General features: G+C 61.5%; 13 protein-coding genes. 5 read left to right on the top strand and 8 right to left on the bottom strand.

Annotation, left to right across the window (positions count from 1 at the left end; translation table 11 throughout):
- Nucleotides 1-220 precede the first annotated feature (220 nt).
- Both GGR38_RS12160 and GGR38_RS12155 read left to right on the top strand, forming a co-directional pair.
- Nucleotides 221-1,273 carry a radical SAM protein gene (locus GGR38_RS12160; RefSeq protein WP_183625862.1) on the top strand — a complete coding sequence of 351 codons (1,053 nt, stop codon included), beginning with the start codon at nt 221-223 and terminating at the stop codon, nt 1,271-1,273.
- 667 nt (nt 1,274-1,940) lie between these two features.
- Entirely contained in the window at nt 1,941-5,309 is a 3,369-nt protein-coding gene (locus GGR38_RS12155; RefSeq protein ID WP_183625860.1) for a beta strand repeat-containing protein, read from the top strand.
- 59 nt (nt 5,310-5,368) lie between these two features.
- Here the strand turns inward: GGR38_RS12155 and GGR38_RS12150 are convergent, their stop codons facing one another.
- The 4 genes from GGR38_RS12150 to GGR38_RS12135 form a co-directional block, all read right to left on the bottom strand.
- Complete coding sequence (locus GGR38_RS12150) at nt 5,369-6,766, bottom strand: MBOAT family O-acyltransferase (RefSeq protein WP_183625858.1); 1,398 nt, start codon at nt 6,764-6,766, stop codon at nt 5,369-5,371.
- Nucleotides 6,767-6,794: 28 nt separating this feature from the next.
- Entirely contained in the window at nt 6,795-7,961 is a 1,167-nt protein-coding gene (locus GGR38_RS12145) for an SGNH/GDSL hydrolase family protein (RefSeq protein WP_183625856.1), read from the bottom strand.
- 5 nt (nt 7,962-7,966) lie between these two features.
- On the bottom strand, nt 7,967-9,277 hold the full coding sequence (locus tag GGR38_RS12140) for a UDP-glucose dehydrogenase family protein (protein ID WP_183625854.1): 1,311 nt from the start codon (nt 9,275-9,277) through the stop codon (nt 7,967-7,969).
- A 561-nt stretch (nt 9,278-9,838) separates the two neighbouring features.
- The gene (locus GGR38_RS12135; protein WP_281379402.1) at nt 9,839-10,594 is read right to left on the bottom strand and encodes a sugar transferase; all 756 of its coding nucleotides are present in this window, start codon (nt 10,592-10,594) and stop codon (nt 9,839-9,841) included.
- Nucleotides 10,595-11,333: 739 nt separating this feature from the next.
- Between GGR38_RS12135 and GGR38_RS12130 the strand changes: the two genes are divergently transcribed.
- Nucleotides 11,334-12,197, top strand: a complete 864-nt coding sequence (locus GGR38_RS12130; RefSeq protein WP_183625852.1) for a cytochrome b/b6 domain-containing protein — start codon at nt 11,334-11,336, stop codon at nt 12,195-12,197.
- On the top strand, nt 12,194-12,946 hold the full coding sequence (locus tag GGR38_RS12125; RefSeq protein ID WP_183625850.1) for a molybdopterin-dependent oxidoreductase: 753 nt from the start codon (nt 12,194-12,196) through the stop codon (nt 12,944-12,946). The genes GGR38_RS12130 and GGR38_RS12125 overlap by 4 nt, the downstream gene beginning before the upstream one ends.
- Nucleotides 12,947-13,196: 250 nt before the next feature.
- Here the strand turns inward: GGR38_RS12125 and wecC are convergent, their stop codons facing one another.
- Both wecC and wecB read right to left on the bottom strand, forming a co-directional pair.
- On the bottom strand, nt 13,197-14,498 hold the full coding sequence (wecC, locus tag GGR38_RS12120) for a UDP-N-acetyl-D-mannosamine dehydrogenase (RefSeq protein ID WP_183625848.1): 1,302 nt from the start codon (nt 14,496-14,498) through the stop codon (nt 13,197-13,199).
- Nucleotides 14,495-15,634: a non-hydrolyzing UDP-N-acetylglucosamine 2-epimerase gene (gene wecB / locus GGR38_RS12115; RefSeq protein WP_183625846.1), complete on the bottom strand. Its 1,140-nt coding sequence runs from the start codon at nt 15,632-15,634 to the stop codon at nt 14,495-14,497. The genes wecC and wecB overlap by 4 nt, the downstream gene beginning before the upstream one ends.
- Before the next feature lie 152 nt (nt 15,635-15,786).
- Between wecB and GGR38_RS12110 the strand changes: the two genes are divergently transcribed.
- Nucleotides 15,787-17,115 carry a nucleotide sugar dehydrogenase gene (locus GGR38_RS12110; protein WP_183625937.1) on the top strand — a complete coding sequence of 443 codons (1,329 nt, stop codon included), beginning with the start codon at nt 15,787-15,789 and terminating at the stop codon, nt 17,113-17,115.
- Nucleotides 17,116-17,384: 269 nt separating this feature from the next.
- Here the strand turns inward: GGR38_RS12110 and GGR38_RS12105 are convergent, their stop codons facing one another.
- Both GGR38_RS12105 and GGR38_RS12100 read right to left on the bottom strand, forming a co-directional pair.
- Nucleotides 17,385-17,942 (bottom strand): thermonuclease family protein, encoded by a 558-nt coding sequence (locus GGR38_RS12105; protein ID WP_246404543.1) that lies wholly within the window; start codon nt 17,940-17,942, stop codon nt 17,385-17,387.
- Between the two features lie 4 nt (nt 17,943-17,946).
- The gene (locus GGR38_RS12100; RefSeq protein WP_183625844.1) at nt 17,947-19,269 is read right to left on the bottom strand and encodes a NupC/NupG family nucleoside CNT transporter; all 1,323 of its coding nucleotides are present in this window, start codon (nt 19,267-19,269) and stop codon (nt 17,947-17,949) included.
- Nucleotides 19,270-19,330: the final 61 nt, after the last annotated feature.

Genomic DNA, 19,330 nt, shown 5'->3' with positions numbered 1-19,330 from the left:
CCTGATGCTATAAGGCCCCGGCGTCACCCGCATTCATGCGAAGTGGCGCCGGGGTCTTTTGTGTTTCCGCCGGACCGGGCCCGGCGGCAATTTTTATTCCTATACGGGTTTACTCTGCCCGAATTGGGTCTTGTTGTTCTGTCGGCGGATCGATTTCTGATGTAAAGTCTAGGAATTACATCAGGATATGACTCGCATCGATGTATCGAACAGGGGGCCCATGAAATTCCCTATATCGGCCTATGGCATGCACCAGTTCTGGCGCAAAAACTATGTGATGCGGGTCAACCTCACGCCGAGGAAGGTTTTCAACACCGCGCGGCGCGTGTTTTCTTTGGTGACGGGCAATCCTGATGTCGGGGGTGTGCCTGTTCACATCAAGGTCGATGTCTCGCCCAATTGCCAGATGCGCTGCCCCATCTGCCTGCACAGCAAATTGAGCCATCCCGAGCGGGTCAGCCTGCCCAAGCCGATGGAGTTGCAAACCTTCATGGGGCTGGTGGATCAGGTGGCGGGGCGGACGCTGGCCATGTCGCTCTATAATCTGGGCGAGCCGCTGCTGAACAAGAATCTGGCCAAGATGCTGCGCTATGCCGCCGATGCCAATATCAACACCTATATCACCAGCAACTTCAGCCTGCCGCTGTCCGATGAGGCGATCCGCGAATTGGCGGAATCGGGGCTGACGCAATTGATCATCGCCATCGACGGCCTTTCGCCGGAAACTTTCGGGCAGCAGCGCATTCGCGGCGACCTGGATATCGTTGAGAATAATCTGCGGCGTCTGGTGCAATTCCGCAAGGGGAAGCACCCGCTGATCACGCTGCAATATCTGGTGTTCGATCATAACAGCCATGAGGTGCCGCTGCTGGAGGATTATCGGCGGCGGATGGGCATTGACGATATGCTGGTGTTTCGCGGGTCGGATGGGCGCAAGCATCCGTGGGTTGATCGCTTTGCCCCGCGCAAGGGGTGGCGGCCATGGCCGAAAAAGCGGATGCCGCTATGCGGCTGGCCCTACCTATCGGCTTTGGTGGCCACCGATGGGCATGTCTATGGCTGTTGCCATTACCGGATGGAGGAGAATTATCTCCACCGGGATACGGCGCGGCCGTTGGGCAATATTCACAAGCAGAGCATGGACAAGATCTATGCCTCGCCCGCCTATAAAGAGGCGCGGCAATTGTCGGCGGATCCGGGGCGCCATGGGCCTATGCCGGATCATTTTTGCCATGGCTGCAAGATCTTGCAGGATCATGATGATCGCCCCTGAGCGGCGATAGGCCCGCGCGGCCCTTTTCCCCGAATCTGTTGACCGACGCATGCCTGATGCCGGGCATGTTTGCGCCTGTGCGCGGCGAATCCTTGCCGGTCTGACGGCGATATGCCGGTTTGGTGTCATAAAGGGACACTGGCGCCTCGGTGCTGGTGTGAGTATTAGCGCGTATAATATTCATAAGATGATTCATTTTTGACAGTAATGCAGTCATTTTTGTCCCAAAAATGTACTTATGCTCTCCTGAATTGTTAATGTTCGGACGGGTGCAAATTTTTTTGCTTCATGCTTTTGCTGTCTTTTTGCCTCTGATCGTTTGGAGATAAATTATTGTATCATAAAGATAATGATACAAAATTCCTGCGCAAAGATGTATATTTTTAACCACCTGTGGAAGTAAAGCAGGCCATAATTCCGCCAAATCAATAACTGACCATCCTATTAACCTAAGGGTTTAAATCAGCGTTGGGCCATGATGGGTCATTCTTCCAACATCAAGTCGATAAGTCCTCAGGGTTGTCGCAAGTCTATCGCGAAAATCTTGCAGGTCATTTTGACGATCGCTATCAAGACTGCGTTATTACTTACTTCATGACGAATTTTTGCTGTCGAAGAAGAGTAATTTCGCCAAAGATGTTGGAAGGAATTACTTGTGACTTCGACTATGACAACTCAAACTTTTACCAGTGTTGTTTATATCGCCGCCAATGCCACCGAAGCCGATTTGCAGAAGGCCATCAATAGCATTGCCGACGGCGGCAAGATCGTTCTGGCCCAGAACAGCACCATCGCCATCACCCAAGGCCTCTGCATCGACGTCTCGCAAAAGTCGATCACCATCGACCTGAACGGCAGCACGCTGCAGCAGGCAGGCGATTGCACCGTGGTCACCATCAAAGGGTCGAGCGACGCCCTGACCTCGGCCACATTGGCCCAGACCGCCGATGGCAACACCGTGGCCACCTATGCCGGCGCGGGCAGCGCTGTGAAGGTGGGCGATTGGGTCAAGGTCACCGCCGATGACCAGATCTCGAACGATCAGGGCGCCACCACCCACATGGGCCAGGCGATGAAGGTCGTGGCCGTCGATGGCGACAAGGTGACGCTGTCGGGCTCGCTGATCGATGCCGGTTCCTATCAGACCAATGTGCGCGTTGCCGGTATCAACAGCGGCACGGCCGTTTTCGAAAACGGCACGGTGCGCGGTGATCAGACCCATCCCACATGGGAACAGGATCTGGTCGAGATCCGCTCGACGGTGGGCACTGTGGTTTCGGGCGTCACGGTCCGCGACGGCAATTCGATGGGCATCAATTTTGTCGGCTCGGTCAATGGTTCGGTGACGCAAAGCGCGGCCATCAACCTGACCGATGACACCGACAATGGCCACTATGGCTATGGCGTCCACTCGGCCAGCTCGTGGAACACCTCGGTCGATGGCTTCTATGCCGAAAACGTGCGCCATGCTGTCGATGACAATGCCGTCGGCTTTGACGGCTCGGTCAAGGACCCCACCAAATATGGCGCGGATTACGGCCTTACCGCTACCAATGTGGTCGCCTATGCCACCTCGACCTTCGCCTTTTCGTGGCACACCGAAGGGCGCTATGGCTCCTATCATGACTCGGTGGTGATCGACTCCCCCGGCGTGCTGGGTATGCGCGGCGCCTATAACAACGCCTATAATATCAGCGGTTCGGGCAACAAGGACGGCGTCATGTTCTTTGAATATGGCGACGGCGACGGCCGCGATATCGTGGTCAGCAACATCAACCTGATCGATCAGGGCCGTTACGGCATCTATACCCGCGGCGATGTGGTCGGCAATCTGGTCTCCGACTCCAATTTCCAGACCGCGGTCAACAAATTCAACCCCAACGCCCAGACCACGATGAACGACAGCACGCTGACCGTGGCGGCCACCACGGCGGGCACCGTCCAGACCGGCACGTCGGGCGATGATCGCCTGCTGGGCAATGACTTTGTCGATACGCTTTCGGGCGGCGCGGGCCGGGATTACATCTGGGGCGGCGTTGGTGCGGACAAGCTGACCGGCGGCGCGGGCGCGGATCGCTTCGCCTATATCGACATCAAGGAAGCGGGCGACACGATCACCGATTTCACCGCCAAGGACGGCGATGTCATCGACCTGTCGGCCATGGCGCATCACTATAACTGGACCGGCGATGTCTTCGCCAATGGTTATGTCCGCTTTCTGGCCAGCGGGGCCAACACGCTGGTTCAGGTCGATATCGACGGCGGCGCGAACAATTTCGTCACGCTGGCGACGCTGACCGGCGTCACCGCTTCCTCGCTGACCGCTTCGGCGGTGTCGCTCGAAACGGTGGTTTCCGATTACGCCACGGCGGCCACGTTCAACGGGGTCAAGCTGGCGGGCACCACGGGCGATGATGCCTTGGTGGGCGGCGCGGCCAATGATCGGCTTGATGGCGGCGCGGGCAATGACATCCTGACCGGCGGCGCGGGCGGCGATGTGCTGATCGGCGGTGCGGGCTTCAACTATGCTGGTTATCAGACCGCCACCAGCGGCGTGCTGGCCAATCTGCTGACGCCGGGCATGAACACCGGCGATGCGGCGGGCGACACCTATTCCCAGATCCAGGGTCTGATCGGTTCGAATTTCAATGACCAACTGATCGCCAACCACGGCGCAACCAAGCTCTATGGCGGCGCGGGCAACGATTATCTGCTGGGTCTGGACGGTTCGGACACGCTCTATGGCGGCGCGGGCAATGACACGATCTATGGCGCCACCGGCAATGACACGATCAGCGGCGGTTCGGGCAATGACGTGCTGGACGGCGAACAGGGCTATAACACGCTGACCGGCGGGGCCGGGGCGGATGCTTTCCAGTTCTCGGTGGTGGACAATCAAAAGGACATCATCACCGATTTCTCGGGCAAGGATGGTGATTATATCGACCTGTCGGTGCTGGCCTCGATGTATGGCTGGCAGGGCAACCTGCAGACCAATGGCTATGTCCGCTTTGTCGCCAGCGGCAGCGACACGCTGCTCCAGGTCGACACCGACGGCGGCGCCAACAGCTGGACCACGCTGGCGGTGCTGAACGGCGTGTCCTCTTCCTCGTTGACCGCCCCCACGGTCGGCACCGATTATGTCGCCCGGATCTATGGCAATGGCGGGGTGGTCAACACCAGCACCGCCGACGACCTGCTGCCGACCGCCAAGGCGCTGGCCACTGTGGCCACCACCGGGCTCAAGGATATGAGCGGCAATGATCTGCTGACCGGCACCAGCGCCAATGACACGCTCGACGGCGGGGCGGGCAATGATACGCTCAATGGCGGCGCGGGTGATGATACGCTGATCGGCGGGGCCGGGGCCGATGTGCTCAATGGCGGAACCGGCACCGATTTCGCCAGCTATCAGACCGCCACCGCCGGCGTTACCGCCAGCCTGTCGGATGCCGGCATCAACACCGGCGATGCCGCAGGCGATGTCTATGCTCAGATCGAGGGACTGGTCGGTTCGGAATATGCCGATCACCTTTACGGCGGATCAACCGCCACGATCATCTATGGCGGCGGCGGCAATGATTTCATCAAGGGCTATGAAGGCGCGAACAAGTTCTATGGCGACGATGGCAATGACACGCTTTATGGCGGCAATGGCAACGACGTGCTGGACGGCGGCGCGGGCAATGACCTGTTGGACGGCGAGGCCGGTTACAACACGCTGACCGGCGGCGCGGGGGCGGACACCTTCCAGTTCACCGTCAATGACGGCCAGAAGGACACGATCACCGACTTCGTGCATGGCGAAGACATGATCGCGATCAGCCGCGCGGCCTTTGGTCTGGGCGATGCGGTTTCGGCCAATCTGGTGGCCAGCAAGGCGGCGATGGCCACCGGGGTTGCGGCTTTCTACTTCGACTCGGGCCTGCACACGCTCTATTTCGATGCCGATGGCAAGGGCGGTGCGGCGGCGGTGGCTGTGGCGACGTTGAACAATGTCGACACCTTCAATGCCTCGGACGTCGTGCTGTTCTGATCCGGGCTTTGCGTTTAACTCAATCGGGCCTCATCCCACTGGGATGGGGCCCGATTTCGTCAGAACTGAAAATAGATGAAGGCGCCATTGCCGCCCAGCGGGGCAAAGAGCACGATCCCCAGCATGCCCAGCAGCAGCACGCCCATCTGGCACATGTCCCAGGGATGGCGAAAACCCAGCAGGCTCTGACGCCAGCGCCCCACGCGTTCATAACCGATATGCCATGCCAGCAGCACAACCAGCGCGAGCAGGGCGGGCACATAGAGCCAATGCGTTTGCCCATGGCCCATGCCCGCCAGCCCCTTCAGAAAGGTGGCCGTGGTGGGGAAATCCTTGGCGCGGAACGGGACCCACGCCAGAATGACGAACATAAAGGTCAACGCCCAGCCCAGCGCTGGGGGCAACCGCCACCCGGCGGGCCGGTGCAGCGTCCAGAACCGGTCGAGAATCTGAACCGAGCCATGCAAAGCACCCCACAGCACGAAATTCCAGCTGGCTCCATGCCACAGCCCGCCGATCAGCATGGTCAGGATCAGGTTCACATAGGTCCGCACCGGCCCGCGCCGATTGCCGCCCAGCGAGATATAAAGATAATCCCGCAACCAGCGCGACAGCGTCATATGCCACCGCCGCCAGAAATCCTGAATCGAGCGCGCGACATAGGGCATGCGAAAATTGATCGGCAGCCGATAGCCCATCACCCGCGACAGGCCGATCGCCATCATCGAATAGCCGAAGAAATCGCAATAGATCTGTCCCGCATAGGCCAGCGTGCCCAGCCAGAGCGTGGGCGCATCATACAGGCCCGGTTCGGCAAAGATCGCGTCCGCGGCAATCGCCAGATTGTCGGCCAGCACCAGTTTGGAAAAGGCCCCGGCCAGAAAATATTGAAACCCCATGATGATCAGTGGGCGCGTCATGCGGAAAGGGCGCTGCAATTGCGGCAGGAATTCGGGCGCGCGGACAATCGGCCCGGCGATCAATTGCGGGAAAAAGGCCTTGAAGAACAGGAAGGTGACGATGTCATGCGTGGCCGGTTTGCTGCGCCGATAGACATCGACGACATAGGACACGCCCTGAAAGGTGAAGAAGCTGATCCCCAGCGGCAGGGTGATGGCCAGCAGCGATCCCTTTGTCCCGGTGATGGCATGCAAATTGTCGAGAAAGAAATTGGCGTATTTATAATAGAGCAGCGCCCCCATATTGCCCGACACGGCCAGCGTGATCCACAATTTGCGCAGACGCGGCCCCTGCGCCGCCTCGATGATCAGGCCAAAGCCATAGTTCCAGAAGCTGACCGCCAGCAGCAGCGGCAGATAGCGCCAGTCCCACGCGGCATAGAACAGATAGCTGGCCACCAGCACGATATAGAAGCGCGCCCGGCTGGCCCGCACTGCGGCAAGGATCGCCAGCAGGATGGCGAAAAAGACGACAAAGTCTGTGGAGGTGAATAGCATGACGTCCCTGCTGCCTCTTTATGCGTGATTATTGGGCGGGGGTTGCGGGCGTATTTGCGGGTGCTTCGGCCGACCGGGCATGGGCCGCATCGGCCTGTTTCATAAGATCGGGCATGTGCGCCGCGATCAGGCGGGCGATCACCTCATGGCCATAGGTGTTGAGATGCCCGGTGCCGATCACGCTGTTTTGAAAACCGACAAAGGGCTGCCCGCTGTGGGCGAATTCGGCGCGCATTCCATCGCCCAGATCGACGAAGGGCATGCCCGCTTGTTTGGCCGCCGCCGGGAAAATCGCCTGCTCCACGGCGGAGCGCGGCTCGAATTCCATCCGGCCATCGGCATGATAGGTGAAGGCCGGTATCGAGATGAAGATCACTCTATCCCGCTTCTGCGCCTCCGCCATCCGCTCGGCCAGTTGGGCGGTGATGGCGGCCACGGGGAAATCCTGCGTGTCCGGCTTGGGGGCGGGGGAGGCGCGAAAGCCGTGGAGAATATAGGGCAGCCATCCGCCGCCCTTGCGCACCCCTGTGACATAGAGATTGGCGCGGCGGGCCAGAAACGTGGCTAGCGCGGAGTGATGCAGCAATGCGTCAAATGCGCCAGCCAGACGGCCCGGATGCGTAGGCGCACCCGTCGCCTTTTGGGCCGCCTCTGCTCGTTTGATGAGGGCATCGCGCAGATCGAAAGCATCGCCGCGCGTCATCATCACGACGATGTAATCGGGCCGCACCGCAGGCGCCAGACGGCGCACCATCACCCCCCATTCCGCCGGCCCCAGCGCATCGCGCCCGCCATTGACCGCATCAATCCCGAGGCTGCCTTCCAGCAGGCTGGTATAATTGCTCTGCCTCGGCACCTGATGGGCCAGCAGCATCGAATCGCCGATAAACAGCATTCGCGGCCCGGCATGGTTTGGCGCGATTTCCCCGTCATTGAGGCCCAGCGAATTGAGCTGAATCCGCTCGAACCCCTCATTGGCCTGAAACAGCACCGCGCCGGGCTGGTTGGTATAGCGCAGATCGGGATCGGCAATCTGGATCGAGGGCGAGGTGAGGGCGAGGCGGGCGAGAATTTCGCCCGCCACCGCCAGCACCACGACCCACCCGGCCAGACGCCCCGCCACCTTGGCCGCGCCGGGCTTTACGACATGATGCCGCCCCGGCAGGCGCAGCGGCGGTGAGGCGGCCTTTGCCATGATGATCAGATCCGCCCGATGGAGGAATATTCGAAGCCCTTTGCGCGAGCGTCAGCGGGGTCGAAGACGTTGCGCAGGTCGATGAGGACGGGGGTGTTGAGCGCGCCCTTCAGCCGTTCCAGATCGATGGCGCGGAAGGCGTCCCATTCGGTTACGACCACGGCCACATCGGCCCCGGTCACTGCCTCAAAGGCGCCGCCCACCATCTTGACCTCGGGCATCAGGGGCGCTGCGGCCTCCATCCCTTCGGGGTCATAGGCCACCACATGCACGCCCGCGTCCATCAGCGTCTGGGCAATCGCGATCGAGGGCGCATCGCGCATGTCGTCGGTGTTGGGCTTGAACGTCAGGCCCAGCAGCGCTGCGGTCTTGCCGCGTGCCTCGGTCGGCCCTCCCAGCGCATCGACTACCTTGCGGCCCATCGCGCGCTTGCGGCTGTCATTGACCTTGACCACGGCCTCGACGATGCGGGTCGGGCTGTCATAATCCTCGGCGGTTTTGAGCAGCGCCAGCGTGTCTTTGGGGAAGCACGAGCCGCCGTAACCCGGCCCGGCGTGGAGGAATTTCGAACCGATGCGGTTGTCCATGCCGATGCCGCGCGCGACATCCTGCACATTGCCGCCCACCTTTTCGCACAGGTCCGCGATCTCGTTGATGAAGGTGATCTTGACCGCCAGAAACGCATTGGCGGCATATTTGATCATTTCGGAGGACCGGCGGCTGGTGAACAGGATCGGCGCCTTGTTGATGAACAGCGGGCGATAGACCTCGTTCATCACGCCCTTGGCCCATTCGTCCTCGACCCCTACGACGATGCGGTCGGGGCGCTTGAAATCGCCGATGGCCGCGCCCTCGCGCAGGAATTCCGGGTTCGAGGCCACGCCGAACTGCACCTTGGTGCCCGTCTCGGCGATGATGCGCTCGACCTCGTCGCCGGTGCCCACCGGCACGGTCGACTTGGTCACGATCACGGCGGGCGTCTTCAGATTCTCGCCCACTTCCTGTGCCACCGCATAGACATAGGACAGATCCGCATGGCCATCGCCGCGACGGCTGGGCGTGCCCACCGCGATGAAGATCGCCTGCGCGCCCTCGATCCCCTCGGCCAGGTTCGTCGTGAAGGACAGCCGACCCGCCTTCACATTGCCCGACACCAGTTCGGCAAGACCCGGCTCGTAAATCGGCATGATGTTGTTGTTCAGCCGCTCGATCTTGCTCGGATCCTTGTCGATGCAAACCACATCGTGACCAAAATCGGCAAAGCACGCGCCTGACACAAGACCAACATAGCCCGAGCCAACCATTGCTATCTTCATCGTCTAAACCCCCTCACAGTCAAAAGACTGTTTCGTGAACGCTGGTAAAGTGGGCGCCATTGCGATGAATGGCGGCGGGAAATATTTATTCAAATTTCTGTGATCAATTGCCGGAATTGGACATTTTCCAATGCAGTCGGCATGTGAATTGTTCGGTTCGGCGGATCAGGAAATTGACGTTGTCTGCAATCATTACGAAGTAACACTTATTCGGCCATAGACTGGATGGTCAAGAATGCATCGAATTGATATTGGACTATTCTGGCCATCTCACAGGTCCGATTTCATTCTTTTCAAACCGAATATTGTACGAAATTCGCGGATGCGCGGTGGTGCACAGGGCGATGCGCCGGTCGGCGCTAACCCGACAGGCGCGATCACCCCTTCGATAAGGCCTCGCCCCCTCCCTGCGCGCAGGCACCCCCGCCAGCCATCAGCCTGATGGCCAGAACCGTGAGGCAGGTCTGCCGAAGGAGGGGGCGTAGATCAGGATTTGGCGATCCCGCGGTGGGCGCAGGAGCATTCAGGCACATCGCCTCGAATGGAAACGATCCTTATGCCTCAATAAGACCCGTGCTGGCGCAGCACCGCAGGCACCGTCAGCAGGATGATCCGGCTGTAGAGCCGCAGGGTGCGGGTGCGGACATAAAGCACATCCATGGCGACGCGGCGGCGATAGGACGTGTCATTGCGGCCGGAAATCTGCCAGAGGCCGGTGATGCCGGGGCGCACCTTGCAATAGGCGTTGAAACGGCGACCATAGCGGATGATTTCGCCCGCCACGATGGGGCGCGGCCCCACCCAGCTCATCGTGCCCAACAGAACGTTGAAGATCTGCGGCAATTCATCCAGACTGGTCTTGCGCAGGAAGACGCCGATCGGCGTGATGCGCGGATCGTTGCGCAATTTGTGATCGCGTTCCCATTCCGCCCGCGCCGCCGGATTTTCGCGCAGCAGCGCCGCCAGGCGCTTGTCCGCATCGCAGACCATCGTGCGGAATTTGAAGCAGTAGAATTCCTGCCCGTTGCGGCCGATGCGGCGGTGGCGGAAAATGGCGGGTCCTTCGCTGGTCAGCTTGACCGCGATGGCCACGGCCAGCAGCAGCGGCGCCAACACCACCAGCGCGGCCATGGAAAGGGCGATGTCGACGGTTCGGAACCAGTCAAGACCGCCACGAAATTCGCTTTCGTCGCCATTGTCATCATCGAGAGGATCGTGGTCGCTCTGAAACAAGAGCTGGCCATTGATCAGGCGATCCTCGACCTTGACGGCAGGCGTTCGCGCAGAAGCGATGGATTGCGCAGGCATTGCAACCATGAATGATCCCCCTTGTGTGCAGTGCAGCGTAGTCTTTGCTTTCTTCGCAGTTAACTGCTTACGCATCCGAAATGGTGGCAAAAACTGGATGAAAGCTCCGGCGGTGTCGGGAATGAATGTATAGTTACCGATGCCGCTCTCTCGCGAAGATCTTCCCGTAATTCTTGCATTTTGGCGTGTTTATTGATGGAATCCTGCGCATCATGCCCTGCTATGCTGCGCATGCGAATATGGCGTGGTGGCACTGCTACAGACGATTGCAGCCGGGTCTTGGACCATACATGTCGGCTCCGAATTGGGCCCGGTTCCTGCACGTCATTGTGCAGATGCGTCATGGGCCCTGCCTCGTCCTCGGGTCCGGCCGGACCGGGCTTTTGGACTATTTTGCTGCGCGGCATGGCGCTGGCGAAACGGAGGCAGACGGGCCTGTCGCGCCGCTTGGCGCGCCCTTTGGCGGCACGGGTGCGGCCATGCGTGGGCAGGCGGGATAAAAGGCTGGCAAGCGGTGGAAAAGGCACGGGCTTGCCGCCTTCCCCGTGGTGGGGTCGCCCACGATCCTTGCCGCCATCGGGCCGGGTTTCGGTCCTGAAGGCGACCGGGCAATTTCCCGGAATGCGCAAGAGGGGGGCGGTTGCGGACATGAACAGAGTTTACGCCCGGCCCACCTGTGGCGCACATATGGACGCTGCGATTTTGGTCCTATCTTGCCGGACGGGCATTGCTGGCCTAGATTCGCGCGATGGATGAGGACAAGAACTTCACCCCCTTCAAGGGCCGCATCCTGCGCGAGGGCAGCGATGCGCCGCGCGCTCCGGCGCGCCGTCACCGACTTTCCACCCGGCTGTGGCATTGGGCCAATGTGCTGGTGCTGTTGGTGATGGCGATGAGCGGGCTGATGATTTTCAACGCCCATCCACGGCTCTATTGGGGGGCCTATGGCGCGAATGATGATCCGGCATGGCTGGAGTTTGGCGCATGGACCGATAATGCGGGGGCCAACCATGGCGGCATCACCCTGCTGGGCCATACGGTCGAGACGACGGGAATCTTTGGCCTTTCGCGAGGGAGCGATGGGCAGGAACTGGCGCTGGCCTTTCCGGGATGGATGACGCTGCCTTCGACCTATGATCTGGCGCTGGCGCGCAGTTGGCATCTGAGTTTTGCATGGGGGCTGGCCTTGGGGCTGGCGGCCTATCTGCTCTGGTCGCTGATCAATGGGCATATCAGGCGGGATCTGCATATTACTCTGGCGGAATGGTCGCCGCGTTCGATTGCGCGCGATGTGGTCGATCATCTGCGCTTTCGCTTTCATGATGATGGCTATGGCGTGTTGCAGAAGCTGGCGTATGCCGGGGTGCTGTTCGGTCTGCTGCCGCTGATGATTGCATCCGGGCTGGCGCTATCGCCGGGAATGGATGCGGTGGCGCCGTGGTTGCTCGATGTTCTGGGCGGGCGGCAATCGGCGCGTTCGCTGCATTTTCTGGGGCTTTGCGGGATTGTGCTGTTCGTGGTCGTGCATCTGGCGATGGTGATGGCGTCGGGGCCGGTGAATCAGTTGCGCGGCATGATTACCGGATGGCGGCGTGAGGGAGGCAGGCCATGATCTCGCGCCCCACACTATCGCGGAGGGGCCTGATCGCGGGGGGCGGCCTGCTGCTTTCGGGTTGCGACCGGATTGTGCGTCAGCCCACGATTGAGGGCTGGGTAGAAGGCGCGGCGGGGCTGCATAGGCCTGCGCAAAGGCTGCTGCTGGGCCGCGATGCCTTGGCACGCGAATTTCGCGAGGCCGACATGTCGCCCACCTTCCGCTCGAACGGCAATACCGAGGGCGATGCCTCATGGGCGGCCCATGCGGCCGATGGCTTTGCGCGATGGTCGCTGCGAGTCGATGGCCTTGTCAAACGCCCGCTCGACCTGCCGCTGACCGCGCTCAAAGCCATGACCCAGCGCCGCCAGATCACCCGCCACGATTGCGTTGAGGGATGGTCCGCCATCGGCCAGTGGCAAGGGCCGCAATTGGAGCAGGTGCTGGCCATGGCGGGGCTGATGCCGACCGCGCGATTCGTGGTGTTCCACTGCGCCGACAAAACCGGCGAGGACCCCTATTACGAAAGCATCGACCTTGTCGACGCCTTCCACCCCCAGACGATTCTGGCATGGGCGATGAACGGGCGCGAATTGCCGCTGGAGCATGGCGCGCCGCTCCGTCTGCGCGTCGAGCGGCAGTTGGGATACAAGCAGGCCAAGTATGTGATGCGGGTCGAGGTGCGTGATACACTCGCCGGGCTGTATGGCGGCAAGGGGGGGTATTGGGAGGATGTGGCCGGGTATCAGTGGTATGGGGGGATTTGAGTTTTAAGCCGAGGATTGCCTCCGGCGGGTTAAGGGCGGGGGCCCTTAACAATCCCGATATTGTCTTCGTTGCGCTTGGGGGGCGACCATGCGCGGCCTTTGAATGAATAAAGCCTGCGGCGCTTGAAGGTATGCCCTCTTTAGCGCCGCAGGCTTTCAAATCACAAGTCGCGCGCCAGTCTGCCGACCCCACGCCACCCCATTAATGGGATTGTTAAGGGACGAGTCCCTTAACCCGCCGGAGGCATCTTCATCCCACCAACCGCAACCCTTCGCTTACCTCAGCCCCACCCTTGGGCTGATCCGGCCAGATGCCGCGCGTGTCATAGACGATCTTGCCTGCACGCTCGGCCAGAGGCACCTGGCGGAAGGCGTCGTGATCGACCAGCACCAGCAGGATGTCGCATTCCTCCAGCGCCTCGTCGAGGTCGATCTGGGTGGCGCCGGTGCCTTCGAATTCACGCGGCAAAACCGTGGCATAGGGTTCCACGATGCTCATCCGCTCGCGATATTTGCGGGCGAGGGTGGCGGCGACAAGGCGCGCCGGGCTTTCACGGAAATCGTCGATATTGGCTTTGAACGCCAGCCCCAGCGCCGCGATGCGGGCATTGGGGTGCGCGGCGATCAACTCGTCGGCCTTGGCGATCACGTGGTGGATCTTGCCGTCGTTCACGCCGCGCGCGGTGCGGATCAGCGGCGTTTCAGCCGGCGCGCTCGACACGATGAACCATGGATCGACCGCGATGCAATGGCCGCCAACGCCGGGCCCCGGCGAAAGGATGTTCACGCGCGGATGGCGATTGGCCAGCTTGATGACTTCCCAAACGTCCAGACCCATGCGGTCGGCCACGATGGAGAGTTCGTTGGCAAAGGCGATGTTCACGTCGCGATAGGCGTTTTCGACCAGCTTGGTCATTTCCGCGCTGCGCGCATCCGTGGCGATGCACTGGCCGCGCACAAAGATCTTGTAGAAGCCCACCGCCTTGCGCGCGCAACGCGGCGTGATGCCGCCGATCGAGCGGTCATTCTCGGTCAGCTCATGCAGGATGCGGCCGGGCAGCACGCGTTCCGGGCAATAGGCGATTGACACATCCGGGATGTCGCGCGTCAGACCGGGGATTTTTAGATCCGGGCGCATTTCGGCAAACAGATCGCGGATCTGCTCGGTCGTGCCAACCGGGCTGGTCGATTCCAAAATCACCACATCGCCATGCTTGAGCACCGGCGCGATGGAACGCGCGGCGGTCAGCACATAGGACACATCCGGCTCATGATCGGGGCCAAAGGGCGTGGGCACGGCGATGACAAACACATCGGCGGGCGCCACCTCAAGCGAGGCCGTCAGCAGCCCGCGCCCGACCACGGCATGGACGAGCCCGTCCAGATCGACTTCCTCAATATGGATTTCGCCGCGATTGATCGTGTCCACCACCTTCTGGCTGACATCGATGCCGCGTACGCGGCAGCCCGAACGGGCGACAATGGCGGCGGTGGGCAGGCCGATATACCCTAGGCCCACCACACAAACGTCAGGCTTCTTGTCCGATTTCATGCGCCCCATACCTCCTGCGCCAGCGCGTCCACGATGCGGCGCGAGGACTGCCCATCCCCGAACGGGTTGTGGGCGCGCGCCATGGCTTCGTAGGCGGCTTTATCGTCAAGAAGGCTGAAGATTTCGGAAACAATACGCGAAGAATCGGTGCCTACCAGCCGCGCCGTCCCTGCGACAACGCCCTCGGGCCGCTCGGTCGTCTCGCGCATCACCAGAACAGGTTTGCCAAGGGCAGGCGCTTCCTCCTGCACCCCGCCCGAATCGGTCAGCATGATTTCGGCCATCGAGAGCAAACGCGCGAAATGGGGATAATCGAGCGGTTCGATCAGCGCGACATTGTCGAGGCCGACCAGCCGCTCATTCATCACTGCGCGCACATTGGGATTGAGATGTACGGGGAAGATGATCGCGGTATCGGGCCGCTCGGCGATCTGGCGGATGGCGGAGGCGATATTTTCCATGCCCTCGCCGAAATTCTCGCGACGGTGGCTGGTCACGCCGATGATTCGCTTGCCCTTAAACCGCTCGGCCAGCGCATCCAGCCCGCGCGCCAGTTTCGGCTCGGCCTCGATTCGCGCCAAGACCCAGTGCAGCGCGTCGATCACCGTATTGCCCGTCACATGCACCCGATCCGCGCTGACATTCTCGCGCAGCAGCGCCGCCTCGCTGGTGGTGGTGGGCGCAAAATGCAAAGAGGCGATGCCACCGATGATCTTGCGGTTCACCTCTTCGGGCCATGGATGATAGATATTGCCCGAACGCAGGCCCGCCTCGACATGATCGACCGGCAATTTGCGGTAATAGGCCGCCAAGGCCCCCGCCATGGCCGTTGCCGTATCGCCCTGAACGGTCACGCGGTCGGGCTTCACCTTGTCCATGACCTCGCCCAGTTCGGTCAAAAGCGCGGCGGTCAGGCCATCGAGCGTCTGATTCGGGCGCATCAGGTCAAGGTCATGGTCGGGCACGATCCCGGCAATCTCCAGCACCTGATCCAGCATTGCGCGATGCTGGGCCGAAACGCAGACGATGGGTTCGAATCGCGGATCCTGTTTCAGCGCCGCCACCACCGTGAACAATTTGATCGCTTCGGGGCGGGTGCCGAAAATAACGAGAATCTTGGCCGGTTGATCGGTCATGCGAATACTCTGCTTTCTGGTTGCCTTCATGGGCCGTTTGCCAAGGCTGCTTTAGCTTCGCAGGTGTTAACTGTAATATAAGAGCCTTGGGCCTAAGCCTCCGGGCGGCAAATTCCATGCCGAGCCGCCAGAGGGGGTTCGCTTTGACGTATATGTATTCCAAGGTGGCGGTGGATGGTGCCGCGCCTGTATCGCTTGGTTCTGTGGATGCGGCCCAGCGCGTGACTCGCGTGGTGGTGGTCGGGCTGGGCTATGTCGGCCTGCCGCTGGCGGTAGCGCTGGCGGGCAAGTTCGACACTGTCGGCCTCGATATTGACGTGCGCCGCATCGATGAATTGAACGGCGGCCATGACCGCACCGGCGAAATCGACCGTGATCGCCTTGCCGCCAGCACGCTGGCGTTGGCCGCCGATCCGCAGGTCTGCCCCCCGGCCGACTATTACATCGTCACCGTGCCCACGCCCATCGACGGCGCGAATCGCCCCGACCTGCGCATGGTCGAGGCGGCAAGCCGGACCGTTGGCGCGATGCTGCCCGCAGCGGTTGCCGAAGGGCGCGTGCCGGTGGTGGTTTATGAAAGCACCGTCTATCCCGGCGTGACCGAGGATATTTGTGCGCCCATCCTTGAGGCGCATTCGGGCCTGTTGTGCGGCAAGGACTTCTTCCTCGGCTACAGCCCCGAACGCATCAATCCTGGCGACCGCGAACACACGATCGACAAGATCACCAAGGTCGTTTCGGGCCAGACCCCCGAAGTGCTTGACCGCGTAGCGCATCTCTACGGCTCAGTGACCAGCGGCGGCACCTTCCGCGCGGCCAGCATCAAGGCCGCCGAAGCCGCCAAGGTGATCGAAAACGCCCAGCGCGACATCAACATCGCCTTCATGAACGAGATCGCCCAGATCTTTAACAAGCTCGACATCTCGATTTGGGATGTGCTGGCGGCAGCGCGGACCAAGTGGAACTTCCTGCCCTTCGCGCCCGGCCTTGTCGGCGGCCACTGCATCGGGGTGGATCCCTATTACTTGTCGCACCGGGCTGAACAGCTTGGCCTCGACCCGCGCGTGATCCTTTCTGGGCGCGGCATCAACGATTCGATGGCGGGCTGGGTGGCCAAGGAACTGCACAAGGCGCGCGGCGGCAAGACCGGCAGCGTCCTCATGCTGGGCCTGACCTTCAAGGAAAACATTCCCGATCTGCGCAATTCCAAGGTGGCCGATCTGGTGTCTGCCTTGGGGCGTTTGGGCCATGGCGTGGCTGTCCACGATCCCCATGCCGATGGCGATGAGGCGATGCATGAATATGGCATCCCCCTCGTCCACGACGCGCTGGAGCGGACCTATGACATGGTCGTCCTCGCCGTGCCCCACCGCGAATATTACGAGCTGGGCGGGGAGGCTCTGCGCGGGCTTTTGAACGCAGGCGGTACGCTGGCTGACCTTAAGGGTGAGCTGGGGGATGCGGCGGATTGGACGCTTTGATTTAAGGGTTTGATGCCTCCGGCGGGCAAAGGGACTCGGTCCCTTTGCAATCCCATTTTTGGGGTGGCGGGAGGATGGCAGAGTTATGTTTGTCTGATGAATTGAAAGCCTGCGGCGCGGAGAGGGTGGACCTTCAAGCGCCGCAGGCTTTATCATTTTAACCTTCCCCCATCAGCCTTGGCCGGGGCAGGGCGCAACAAAGCCACTACAGGGATTGTTAAGGGCCCCCGCCCTTAACCCGCCGGAGGCACCTTAAACCCCTGAAAAAATCAATGACACCAATCCCGCCGATGCCCGGTCCACCGCTCGGCCAACCCTTCGCTGACCAATACCGCGCCAAGGCTTTTCCCGCCCCGCGTGATGTCGCGCAGCTTGCGGCCATATTTGTCGACGTCGCGGCTGCCCTCGGTCACCACCGAAAACGCGCCCGCGTTGAGCAGGCCCATCAACCGATCGCGGGCCTTGTCGCCCAACTGCTCCTCGTAGTCACATTGCGGGTGGCTGATTTCGGGGGCGTTGATATCGGCGATGCGGATCTTTTCGCCCCGATACCAGATCGTGTCGCCATCGACGACGCAGGTGACGCGGACATGGCCTTTGCACAGGGCGAAATGGGCCGATTCGCGGTCCTGCGCGGCGGGTTTCAGGTCCGATGCCGTTATGCCTGCGGGCTGCGGCGCGCTCCATTGCCTCCATCGCGTGCTGACCACGCTGATCGCCATCAACAGCAGCACGACGGTGAACACCGTGCCGATGCCTGCCTTGCGCCTTGGCCGCGCGCGCTTTGGCATGGCGGCGGCCCATTCTTCATCCCAACGTTGGCTCATGGTGTTACAGCGACAGGAACAGCCCGGCCAGCGCCGCGCTCATCAGGTTGGACAGCGCGCCTGCGGCCAGAGCCTTCAGCCCCATCTTGGCGATCAGCGGCCGCTGGTTGGGGGCAAGGCTGCCGGTCACGGCCATCTGGATCGCGATGGACGAGAAATTGGCAAAGCCGCACAGGGCAAAGGTGACGATGGCCACGGTCTTGGCCGACAATTCCTTGGCCTGGCCCAGATCGATGAAGGAGACGAATTCGTTGAGCACGATCTTGGTGCCGAACATGCCGCCCGCGCGCATCGCCTCGGCCCATGTCGGCGCGCCCAGCAGGCTGAAGATCGGCGCAAACAGATAGCCCAGCAATTTCTGGAACGAGAGGTCGGGAATGCCGAACCAATGCCCCACGCCCCCTACGATGCCATTGGCCAGCGCCACCAGCGCCACAAAGGCCAGCACCATCGCGCCCACCGCCACGGCCAGCTTCACACCGGTCTGCGCGCCTTCGCTGGCCGCCATGATGATATTGGCGGGGCGTTCCTCGTCATGGGCCAGCGGCACCGGCTCATCGACATGCACGCCGGGCTGATGCGTCACATCGGCGCGGTTCAGCGCGGCGGCGGCCAGACCCGCAGGCGGCACCATATTTTCGGGCAGATCGCCATCGACCGGCGGGGGCGTGCGCGGATCGGGCATCATGATCTTGGCCATGCAGATCCCGCCCGGCGCCGACATGAAGGCGGCGGCCACCAGATAGTCGATGCGGATGCCCATGCTGGCATAGGCGGCCAGAATCGTGCCCGCCACGCCGGCCATGCCCACGGTCATCACACAGAACAATTGCGCCGGCGACAGCGCGGCCAGATAGGGCCGGATCACCAAGGGCGCTTCGGATTGGCCGACGAAAATATTGCTGGCCGCGCATAGTGATTCGATCCGGCTGACCCCGGTGATCTTTTCAAGCCCACCCCCGATCCAGCGGATCACCAGCGGCATGATGCGCAGATAATATAGGATCGAGATCAGCGAGGCGAAGAAGATAATCACCGGCAGCGCCGAAATGGCGAAGCTGGCCCCGCCGATTTCGGGCCGCGCCAAGGGGCCGAACAGGAAATCCACCCCCGAATGGGCATAGGCCAAGAGCGAGGATACCCCGCCCGCCACGACTTGCAGCGCCGCATTGCCAGCAGGCACATAGAGCACCAGCGCCGCCAGCCCCGCCTGAAGCCCAAAAGCCGCCAGCACCACCCTTGGCCGTACCGCGCGCCGGTTGGAGGACAGCGCAAAGGCGATCCCCAGAATGAGCAGCATTCCCAGCAGGCTATGGATGATCGGCATGAAAAAGGTCTATCCCGTCTTGGCGCAACCGCCCATCCGTAAAGCGGGCAAGGCCGGGCCG

This window comes from Novosphingobium sediminicola, from assembly GCF_014196525.1.
GTDB lineage: Bacteria > Pseudomonadota > Alphaproteobacteria > Sphingomonadales > Sphingomonadaceae > Novosphingobium > Novosphingobium sediminicola.
This window is presented reverse-complemented; position numbering and strand designations above follow the sequence as displayed.